Genomic DNA, 10,936 nt, shown 5'->3' with positions numbered 1-10,936 from the left:
TTCACTCCTTGCCCGGCCGTGCGGCCAGGACCTGGCAGGTTTCTTCGAATTGGGCCTCGGTTTCCGCGAACACCGCACGCAGCGCCGCGTCGTCCAGGCGCAGGCTGTCCCAGGCGCCCTGCACCAGCACGGGCACCTGGTCGTCTTCCTGGTCGGCCAGGTCGAGGCCGTGGGCGATCACGTTGGCCACGTGGACCACCGCCGGAAGCTCGCCTTCGTCCTGGTGCATCGGCTGGTGGTGGTTGGCGATCGCGCGGCAGATCGGCTCCGGGATCTTCCAGTGCTGGCCCAGGGCGCGCCCCACCTGGGCGTGGTCGATGCCCAGCACCTCGCGCTCGGCCAGCAGCAGCTCGCAGTCGCGCAGGGCGCGCCGCGCCAGCACTTCGGCGTAATGCTCGGGAAAGCGCGTCACCAGCACCAGGCGCCCGAGGTCGTGCAGCAGGCCCGCGACAAAGCCTAGCTCCGGGTTGGTGCGGGCATGGCGCGCCAGCGCCCGCGCGCACAGGGCGGTGCCGATGGCGTGGCGCCAGAAACCGTCGTAGTCGAAGCCCTTCTCGCGCCCCGCCTCGAAGCCCCCGATCACGCCGGCGCCCACCACCAGCGCGCGCACGCTGTCGAAGCCGAGCACCTGGATCGCCTGGCCGATGGTGCGCACCCTGGACTGCAATCCATAGAAAGAAGAATTCGCCAGGCGCAGGGTCTTGGCCGCCAGCGCCTGGTCGTGCGCGATCTTGTCGGCCAGCTGGCCCAGCTCGACGTCGGGATCGTCGAAACTGGCCAGCAGTTCGCTGACCACCAGCGGCAAGGCCGGCAAGTCCTTCAGGCGCGCGACCGCCTGTTCCAGACTCAGCTGATAATTGCCCATCGCATCGCTCATAGCGCCTCCAGGCGGTAGGCCAGCAGGCGTTCGCGCAGCTCGCCGGCCGGCGCGCCCTGCTGGTGGCGGAACAGGTGGGTCAGGCGCGCTTCCAGGCGCGCGCGCTCCGCCTCCAGGCCGGGGCCGCCCTCGTCCGCATCTACCAGCACCCGCAGGCGCTGGACCCCGCGCCGTTCCAGCGCCGCCAGCATGCTCGCGCTCAGGATGCTGCCTCGCTGCAACAACACGGTGCCCTGGCGGTCGACCAGGTCGCGCGCCAGCTCCATGCCCGCCTGCGCCTCGTCCAGCCGTATGTCCTTCGATGAGCTACTCAACGCACTCCCCCTGCGGCTAGCGGTGTAAATGTGAGCAAGGTGCCGCGCGAACGGGTGCCCCGTCCCATGCTGTGCACCTCGACGGCAAAGGCGCGTTCGCCGCGCCTGAACGCCATGGGCGCCGCGGGCGCGCCCTCGCCGCGGCCTTCCAGCTCGGCCAGCACGTCCGGGATCACCTCCGCCGCGTCGCTTCCCAATAGGGTATCGCCACCGCCAAGCATCTGGCGCGCGCTCGCGTTCGCATAGGCGATCTGCTGCTCCTCGTCCAGCGCCAGGATCGCCAGCGGCACCCGCTGCAAGGCCTCGCGCACGATGTCGAGCGAAATGCCGTCACGCCGGATCTGCTCGCGCTGCTGCTGCAGCAAGTCCTCGAGCTGGCGGTTGGCCCCGGCCAGCTCCAGGTTGGCGCTACGCAATTCCAGGCCCAGGCGGCGGTTCTCGTCGACCATTTCCTTGTGGCGGAAGGCTTCCTCGATATGGCCGCGCAGCTGGGTGTCGTCCCAGGGCTTGGTCAGGAACTTGTAGATCGCGCCCTCGTTCACGGCGTCGGTCACGGATTGCAGCTCGGTAAAGCCGGACAATACGATGCGCACCGTGTCCGGGTGCGACTGCTTCACCACGCGCAGGAATTCCACCCCGGTCATGCCCGGCATGCGCTGGTCCGAGACGATCACGTCCACCTCCTCGCGCTCCAGCAGGGCCAGGCCCTCCTGCCCGCTGGGCGCGGTCAGGATGCGGCAGCCGGTCCCGCGCATCTGGCGCTTCAGGGCGGTCAGGATGTTCGGCTCGTCGTCCACCAGCAGCAGGGTGCGCTCGCGCTTGTGCAGGCGCAGCACATTCCTGGGGAGGGCGGTCCCGGCGGCCAGCAGCGCGCCGGCCGCCTCGGACCCGAGCGGCTCCGACAGCAGCGCCCCGCTCACCTCGTCGCACATATTGCGCGCCAGGACTTCGGCCTGGGCGGCGCTGTCGACGCCTTCGGCCAGCACGCGGATGCCCAGGCTGTGCGCCATCGAAATGATAGCGTCCGGAATCGCCTCGGCCGCGAAGCTCACGTCCACGTCCTGCACCAGCGAGCGGTCGATCTGGATCACGTCGATCGGATGGCGGCGCAGGTCGGCCAGGGTGGTGTGGCCGTTGCCGAAGCGGTCGACCGCCAGCCGCACTCCGAGGGCGCGCAGGCTGTCGAGCACCGGCTGGGTCTGTGCAGCATCGCCGGCCAGCACGCTCTCGGCCAGTTCCAGGCGCAGGCAGCGCGCCGGCAAGCCCGTGTCGGCCAGCACCTCGTCCACCATGGCCAGCAGGCCCGAATCCCTCACCTGGCGCATGCCCACGCCCAGGGCCAGCACCAACTCGCCATGGCCGGCATCCTGCCAGGCGCGCACCTGAGCGGCCGCCTGTGCCAGGGCCCAGGCGCCCAGGGCGATGCTGGCCCCGCTCTCCTCGGCGATCGGCTGAAAGGCTTCCGGGGCGACGAGGCCCAGCTCCGGGTGGCGCCAGCGCAGCTTGGCCTGCACCCCGGTGACGCGGCCGCTGGCCATGTCGGCCCACGGCTGGTACAGCAGGTCGAACTCGCCGCGCTCGCGGGCGCCGCGCAGGGCGCGCTCGAGTTCCAGGCGCTGGTGGGCGGCGTCGTTCATGGCCGCCTGGAAGAACTGGAAGTTGCCCGGACCGCGGCGCTTGGCGGCATGGGCGGCGCGGTCGGCGCAGTCGATCAGGACATCGGGATCGTTGCCGTCGGCCGGGTAACGGGCGATGCCGATGCAGCAAGACACTTCCAGCTCCTGCCCGTCCACCCTCACCGGCTGGGCGATGGTCTTCATGATGCGTTCCAGCGCAGGGCCGCCCAGCGGCAGGCCGGTGCGTTCGGGCAGGAGCAGGACGAACTCGTCGCCGCCCAGGCAGGCCACCGTGTCGCCCTCGCGCACGGTGTCGCGTAGGCGGTCGGCGACCGCGCACAGATAGCTGTTGGCCGCCTTGTGCCCGATGCTGTCGTTGAGGGGCTTGAAGCGGTCGATGTCGATGAACAGCAGCGACACCGCCTGGCGGCCGCGCGCCGCGACCGCGATCTCCTCCTCCAGGCGGCGGCGCAGCAGCTTGCGGTTGGGCAGACCGGTCAGCGTGTCGTGGGTGGCCTGGTACTCCAGCTCGCCCTCGAAGCGCCGCTTCTCAGTGACGTCGTGCTGGACGATGACGAAATGCTCCACCTTGCCGTCCGCCCCGGTGCAGGGCGAGACCACCAGTTCGCACCACAGCTGGGTGCCGTCCTTGCGATAGGTCCGGACCAGGACCTTGCCGCCGCGCCGCTCGCGCGCCAGGGCCGCGCCTTCGCGCACGCCGCGCTGCCTGGGTTCCTGCGCCCACAGCAGCGCGCCGCTGCGCCCGATCACTTCCTCGGCGCGGTAGCCGTTGAGGCGTTCGAACGCGGGGTTCACGTACTCGATCGGAAAGTCGGGGTCCTCGGCGCGCGCGATGATGATGCTGTCGACGCAGGCGTCGATGGCCTGCTGGCGCAGCCGCAGGCTGGCATTGGCTTCGGTCAGCTCGGCCGTGCGCTGGTCCACCATGGCGCGCACGCTGTGGTTGCGCTGGGACAGCATGTTGGCATAGGCGGCCGCGCCGAGGCTGGCCAGCAGGCCGCCGGCCAGCACCAGCAAGGAGCCCAGGTGGTCGCGCAGCAGCGCGGGCGGCGGCGGGCTGATCACCATGTGCCAGGGCTGGCCGGCGACGGTCAGGGTGCGCGCCAGCGGCAGCGCCTGCTCGCCGTCCAGCAGCGAGGCCGTCATGGACGGCGCCTGGCCTTCGTGCACGAACACCAGTTCGTTGGGGTCGGCGCGCCCGGCCGCGTACAGGCGGATCGCGCCTGCCGCGCGCGGCTGTCCGGCCGGGACGTCCAGCACCCGGCGCTTGAGGGCCAGCGAAGTGAAGCCGACCGTGGTGTAGCCCAGCACCTGCCCGCACGGGCCGGCGCCGGACAGCAGCGCCGTGCCTTCCTGGTACACCGGCATCAGGAGCACGAAGCCGCTCTGCTGGGCGCCGCCCATCAGGAGCCGGAACTGGCGCGTCATGGCGGCCTCGCCGCTGGCGCAGGCGCGCCGCGCCGCATCGGCGATCTCGGGCCGGGTGGCGGCGTCCAGGCCGAGCGCCTGCTCGTTGCCGCGCTGCGGCGCCAGGTACTCGACCACCTGGTAGAAGGGCCGGTGCGCAGCGGGCGCCTGGCCGTCGGCGCCGATCTCGCTCAGGCGGAAGCCGGGGAACTCCTGGCGCCGCGCCGCCTCGAACGCGGCGCGTTCGGCGTCCGGCACCACCAGCTGCCAGCCGATCAATTCGATCTGCGGATGGCGCACGAGCATCGGGGCGGTGAAGGCGTCGAACTGGCGGCGGGTCACCGGCTGCATGGTGGTGAACACCCGGGTGACCGTACCCAGCACGTCGACCGCGCTGTCGAGCTCCGCGCGCAGGGCGCCGACGCGCTCGAGCGCGCCGCGCTCGAAGGCCGCGCGCTGGTTCTCCTCTTCGTAGGCATGCACCGCGGAATACAGCAGGCCGGTCAGGAGCAGGCCGGCCAGCAGGGCCAGGAAGGTCGGCGCCGGAGCGATCCGGCGCCAGGTGCGACTGTTCATGGTTGTCCGGCGCCGCGCGCCGCCCGTTTACGTTCGTACTCGGCGAAGGCCTCGCGCAGCGCCTCGTCGAGTTCCTCTTCGTCCCAGGGCTTGGTCAGGAACTTGAAGATGGCGCCATGGTTGACCGCGTCCGTCACCGATTGCAAGTCGGTGTAGCCCGACAATACCACGCGCGTGACCTCCGGGTACATATGGCGTACGCGCGACAGGAAGGCCGGGCCGTCCATGCCGGCCATGCGCTGGTCGCACAGGATGACCCCGACCTCGGTGGTGGCCAGGATCTCGAAGGCGTCGGCCGCATTCGGAGCCGACAGTACCACATAGCCCTTGTGGCGCAGCGCGCGCCGCACCGCCGCCTGCAGGTTGGCCTCGCTGTCCACGTACAGCAGGGTGCGGGCATACGGCGCCCGCTCCAGGAAGCCCAGTTCGAGCGAGGCCCGGTCGCGCAGCAGCGCTTCGCAGGCTTCGGCGGGCACCGGGCGGCTGAACAGATAGCCTTGTATCTCGTCGCAGCCGTTGTCGGCAAGCAAAGAAAGCTGGCCCTGGCTTTCCACCCCTTCCGCGATCACCGTCAGGCGCAGGCCATGGCCCATGGCGATGACGGCGCGCGAGATCGACAGGTCGTCCGGATCGGACACGATGTCGCGCACGAAGGACTGGTCGAGCTTCAGCTTGTCGACCGGGAAACGTTTCAGGTAATTCAGGTTGGAGTAGCCGGTGCCGAAATCGTCGATCGCCAGGCGCACGCCCATGTCCTTCAGCTGGCGCAGGATGCCGAAGGACTTCTGCGGGTCCTTCATTGAGGCGCTTTCGGTCAGCTCCAGTTCCAGCAAGCGCGGCTCCAGCCCGGTTTCCTCGAGAATCCGCTTGACCGTGGCCGGGATATGCTCGGAGAACTGGCGCGCCGACAGGTTGACCGAGACCGGCACCACATCCAGGCCGGCATCCTGCCAGGCACGGCACTGCTGGCAGGCGCGGCGCAGCACCCATTCGCCCAGCGGCAGGATCAGGCCGGTTTCTTCGGCCAGGTCGATGAACACGGCCGGCGAGACCATGCCGCGCTCCGGGTGGCGCCAGCGCACCAGGGCCTCGACCCCGATGATGGCGCCGCTCTTGAGGTCCACCTGCGGCTGGTAGTGGAGCAGGAATTCCTCGCGCTCGATGGCGCGCCGCAGCGCGTTCTCGAGCCGGAAGCGCGCGTCCGCGCCCTCGTTGAATTCGGGCCGGAAGAAGGTGTAGCGCTCGCCCCCGGCATCGACCCGGCCGAGCGCGTTCTCGGCGCCTTGCGCCAGGGTTTCGTAGGTGTCGCCGTCGTTCGGGCAGACCGCGATGCCGATGCGCGGATCGAGGTGCAGCTCCTCGCCTTCCCACGAGAACGGCCGCCCCAGGCACTCGATGACCTGGCGCGCCAGCACCGCGAGCTCGTCGACCGAGGCGCGCCGCGCCGCCATCGCGAAGGTGCCTTCCGCGTAGCGCGCCACGGTGTCGCCGGCCGACAGCGAGGAAAGGCGCCGCGCCGCGTCCGCCAGCAGCGCGCGCTCGACCCGGTCCCCCAGGGTCTGGCGCACCAGGGCAAGGCGGTCCAGGCCGATCACCAGGAAGCCCATCAGCTCCTGCCCGGCCCTGGCGGCTTCCTGCAGCTGCGCCATGCGGTCGCCCAGCAGCGCACGGTTCGGCAGCCCGGTCAGGGAATCGTAGTTGCTCAGGTAGCGCAGGCGGTCTTCCACGCCGCGCAATTCGGTAACGTCCATGCCGGTGCTGAGCACCCCTTCGATTTCGCCGGCGGCGTTGCGGATCAGGGCGTTGGACCAGATCACCGAACGCACCTGGCCGCCGCGGGTCAGCCAGTCGCCCTGGATCTGGCGCGGCATCTCTTCCAGCGGAAGGTCGTGCCAGAACCGCCGCACAGCATTGCTCTCGCCGCGCAGGGCAAACACATCCCACACAGGCTGGCCGAGCGCCTCGCCCGGCTTCAGCCCGAAGGTCTCTTCGCAGGAACGGTTGATCAGGCTGATGCCGCCGTCCGGCGCGCACAGCACCACCAGGGCGCCGGTGGTGTCCATCACGGTGGACAGCAGGTTGCGTTCGCTCTGCAGGGCCTCGGTGCGCTCGCGCACCAGCGCTTCCGAGTTGGCGTACAGGTGGGCGCGTTCCATCGCGATCGCGATCTGGTTGCCGACCGTGCCCAGCACCTGCATGTCCTCGGCGCTCAGCGCTTCGGGAGTCGTCGCCAGGTGCAGCAGGCCGAGCTGGCGCCCGCCCGCGCTCAGGGGCACGCAGGCGTGCATGCCGCCCATGGCTTCGCATTCGTGGCGCAGTTCCGGTCCGCGCAGCGCGCCCGACAGCAGCATGCGCGCGCAGCCGCAGTCGAGCGCCGCTCCGACCCGCATCGGCGCGTCGTCGTCGCTGACCGCGGCGACGCGCAGCACGCCGTCGTCCAGCAGGGCCAGGCAGCCGCCCGCCACGCCGGGGAAATCGAGGGCCCGCTCGAGCGCGCTGGCGGCCACCGCGCCTTCGGTGAGCGCCGGGTTGAGCGCCTCGGCGATCTTGTACAGGCCTTCCAGCGACTGGTAGGAGCGCGCGATGCGCTGCTGCTGCTGCTTGAGCTCCTCCGTCATCTGGATCGCTTCCTCGTAGGTCGAGATCAGGAGGTCGAAGATCTGCTGGCGTTCGGCGGTGATGAAATGGGTCTGCCCGCCCAGATTGATCTGCATCCCGAGCTGGACCCGCTCGTTGCTGCGCAGGGCGCGGTTGGCGAGGATGAAGCGGATGCGGCTCAGCAGGTAGCGGGCGTCGAAGGGCTTGCGGATGAAGTTGTCGGCGCCGCTGTCCAGACCGCGGATCACGTCGTACAGGCTGGTGAGCGAAGTCAGCAGGATGACGGGGATGTCCTGCAGGCGCGGGTCCTGCTTGATCTCGCGGCACAGGGTGAAGCCGTCCATTTCCGGCATCTGGATGTCGCTCACGATCATGGTCGGGGCGCGCAGGCGGGCCGCGGCCAGGCCTTCCGCGCCGTTGCCGGCCACCCTGACCTGGTAGCCGCCCTCGCTCGTGAGCAGATGGGCCAGGTGCTCGGCCTGGGTCGTGCTGTCCTCGACGATCAGGATCTCCACCAGCCGGGCCGGGATCGGCCTGTAGTCGTTATTGTTCATGGCTCGCTCGTGCATTTCGCTATGCGCTAGTTTCATTGTCAAAATCCCAGGACGGACAGGCCGCTGCCCGGGTTGTGGGCGATCGCATGGATCGCCTTGCCGATCCGGACCGGATCGAGCACCAGGGTGGCGGCGTCCAGCCGCACCGCCTCGCCCGGCATGCCGTACACCGCGCTGCTGTCGCGGTTCTGGACGATGGTCACCGCGCCGTCCTCGCGCAGCTGTTTCAGTTCCACGGCCCCGTCCTTGCCCATCCCGGTCAGCAGCACCGCGATGCTGGCCGGCCGCAGCGCGGGGACGATCGAGCGGAACAGGCAGGAGACCGCCGGACGCATTCCGTGTTCCGGCGCCGCCAGCGACAGCTGGGCGCGCAGCGTCGGCGACACCCCCAGGTGGTAGCCGTCGGGCGCCAGGTAGGCCGTGCCGGACGCGAAGGCTTCGTCGTGCAGGGGAATGCGCACCGGGAAGCCGCTGGCGGCGCCCAGCCATTCGGCCAGGCCCGCCGTAAAGCCGGCCGCCATGTGCTGCACGATCACCACGGGCAGCGGAAAGCGCGCGCCCAGCTGGGCCAGGATGTCGCGCAGCACCGCCGGTCCGCCGGTCGAGGCGCCCATCACCGCCAGCCGGTAGCCCGGCTGGGAAGGCGTCCTGGCGGGCTGGCGCGCCGGCCGGCCGCCGTTCCAGCGCCGCACCACCCGCACCTCGGCCATCGACTTCACCGTGCGCAGCAGCGCCCGGGCGCTGGCCGCGTGCTCGGGATGCGCCAGGCCATAGGGACGCCGCACCAGCACCAGGGCGCCGGCCTCGATGGCGCGGAAGCTGGCGCCGACTTCTTCCGGGTTCTCGCTGCCGCTGACCACCACCACCGGCGCCGGGGAGGACTCCATGATCCGGCGCGTGGCTTCGTAGCCGTCCATGTTCGGCATGTGCAGGTCCATGGTGATCACGTCCGGGCGCAGCCGCATCGCCATCGCCACGCCCTCCTCGCCGTCGGCGGCGCAGCCGACCACCTCGAGCGCGGGATCGCCGCCCAGGATGTAGTTCAGCAGCTCGCGCACCGAAGGCGAATCGTCGACCACCAGAACACGAATCATGGGTTTCTCCTCCGCAGTGCGTTCCGCAGTTCGTTCCGCAGTTCGTTCATGTCATCCTCGCCAGCACGGCGAGCAGCTGGTCCTGGTCGAAGCTGCCCTTGGTGAGATAGGCGTCGGCGCCGGCGTGCAGCCCGCGTTCGCGTTCGGCCGGGGTCTGGAGCGAGGTCACCAGGATCACCGGCAGGTCAACGGTGCGCGGATCCTGGCGGATGCTGGCGGTCAGGCCGAGGCCGTCCAGGTGCGGCATCTCGACATCGGACACCACGGCGTCGTAGCTTCCCTGGCGCAAGCGCGACAGGGCCTCCAGGCCGTCGGCGGCTTCGTCGACCCGGTAGCCGGCGCCCTCCAGAATGTGCTTGAGCAGCAGGCGCGACGTAATCGAGTCCTCGGCCACCAGCACGCGCCGCCGGCCCGGCCCCGCCCCGTCCTGTCCACCTTCTTCCTGCGCCGCGCCGCCGGGCGCGGGCGCGCCCTGGGCCAGCGCCGCCACGTCGTCCAGCGCGAGCACCGGGACCAGGCTGCCGTCGCCGAGCTGGGTGGCGCCGCTGAAGCAGCGCACCCGCTGCAGCAGCGGGCCGAGGGCGCGCGGCAGCACGTCCTGTTCCGACAGGATCGCGTCCACCAGCAGCGCGAAGCGGCCGTAGCGCGCGCCGGCCAGCAAGGCCACGCCGGCCGCCCTGGCGGTCTCGGGCTGCGGCGCGCCGCACAGGCTCCCCAGGCGCACAAGGGGCAGCACGCGGCCGTCCACCGCCAGGGTCTCGCGCCCCTCCACCGTCTTGACGGCGCCGGCCGGGACCGCGCGCACCGCGTCCAGCGCGTCCAGCGGCGCGGCGAAGCGGCGCCCGGCCACCTCCACCACCAGGGCGCGCAGGCTGGCCAGGCTGACCGGCAGCAGCAGCTCGAAGGCGCAGCCCAGGCCGGGGCGGCTCTCGATGGTCACGGTGCCGCCCAGCGCCGCCACCTTGTCGGCCACCACCGCCAGCCCGACGCCCCGTCCCGACACCGGCGTCACCTCGATCCGGGTCGATACCCCCGCGCGCAGCGCCAGGGCCAGGCGCGCCGCCTCGTCGAGCTGCTGCACGTCCTCGGCCAGCCCGGCGCGCGTGGCGGCCCGCACCAGGCCGCCCGTGTCCATGCCGGCGCCGTCGTCCTCGACCCGCACCAGCACATGGCGCGCGTCCGGCTGGCTGGCGGCCACCCGCACCAGGCCCGCCGCGCGCTTGCCGGCGGCGCGCCGCTGCTCCGGCGCCTCGATGCCGTGGTCGACGGCGTTGGTGACCAGATGGATCAGCACCTCGCGCAGCACGGCCAGCACGCGCCGGTCGACCTGGATCGCGGCGCCGCCGGTCTCGAACACGACTTCACGCTCCCGGCTGCGCGCCAGCTTGCGCACCAGCGAAGGCAGTTCGCCGAGGGCGCTGCCGAAGGGTTCCAGGGCCGTTTCCAGCACCGCCCCCATCAGGCGCTTGCGCGTGATCGCCAGCCCCGCGCAGCTGGCGCTCAGGGTCTGGGCCAGGCGCTCGCAGCGCAGCTGCGCTTCCGAGGCGGCGCCCAGTTCGCGCGCGAGCTGGCGCAATTCGCCGGCCTGGTGCATCAGGGCGAGCTCCGAGGCCAGCAGCGCTTCGGCCTCGGTGCGGATGGCGTCGATCTGGGCCGCGCGGACCCGTACCATCGCCAGCTCGGATTCATTCCTTGGCAGCGCGGGCGCGTCCTGGGGTGCACCCGCCACCTCGTGCGGATCGGAAGCATCGTCGACCTCCGGGGCCCCGGCTGCGGGCGCGGTGTTGGACTGCGGTTCGGATGCAAGCCCGGGCGGGGCTTGGGGAAGCGCGCCGGTGCGCAGGCGCTGCGCCGCCTCGTCCAGGGCCTGGCTCAGCAC

At 71.3% G+C, this 10,936-nt stretch carries 6 protein-coding genes; all 6 read right to left on the bottom strand.

All coding sequences use genetic code 11. The features are described 5' to 3' along the window. Window position 1: 1 nt before the first annotated feature. Window positions 2–877 carry an HDOD domain-containing protein gene (locus KBW95_RS15705; protein ID WP_229429784.1) on the bottom strand — a complete coding sequence of 292 codons (876 nt, stop codon included), beginning with the start codon at window positions 875–877 and terminating at the stop codon, window positions 2–4. After that, window positions 874–1,191, bottom strand: coding sequence for a hypothetical protein (locus KBW95_RS15700; protein ID WP_211525239.1), 318 nt, complete (start codon window positions 1,189–1,191; stop codon window positions 874–876). Before KBW95_RS15700 ends, KBW95_RS15705 begins: the two co-directional genes overlap by 4 nt. Further along, on the bottom strand, window positions 1,188–4,811 hold the full coding sequence (locus KBW95_RS15695) for an EAL domain-containing protein (protein ID WP_211528708.1): 3,624 nt from the start codon (window positions 4,809–4,811) through the stop codon (window positions 1,188–1,190). The genes KBW95_RS15700 and KBW95_RS15695 overlap by 4 nt, the downstream gene beginning before the upstream one ends. Further along, entirely contained in the window at window positions 4,808–7,963 is a 3,156-nt protein-coding gene (locus KBW95_RS15690; protein WP_211528707.1) for an EAL domain-containing protein, read from the bottom strand. The genes KBW95_RS15695 and KBW95_RS15690 overlap by 4 nt, the downstream gene beginning before the upstream one ends. 38 nt (window positions 7,964–8,001) lie before the next feature. Beyond that, entirely contained in the window at window positions 8,002–9,057 is a 1,056-nt protein-coding gene (locus KBW95_RS15685) for a chemotaxis protein CheB (RefSeq protein WP_211528706.1), read from the bottom strand. Between the two features lie 46 nt (window positions 9,058–9,103). After that, window positions 9,104–10,936, bottom strand: a 1,833-nt coding sequence (locus tag KBW95_RS15680; RefSeq protein ID WP_211528705.1) for a response regulator, incomplete at its 5' end; no start/stop codon positions are given.

Source organism: Massilia sp. ZL223 (assembly GCF_018119395.1).
GTDB lineage: Bacteria > Pseudomonadota > Gammaproteobacteria > Burkholderiales > Burkholderiaceae_D > Telluria.
This window is presented reverse-complemented; position numbering and strand designations above follow the sequence as displayed.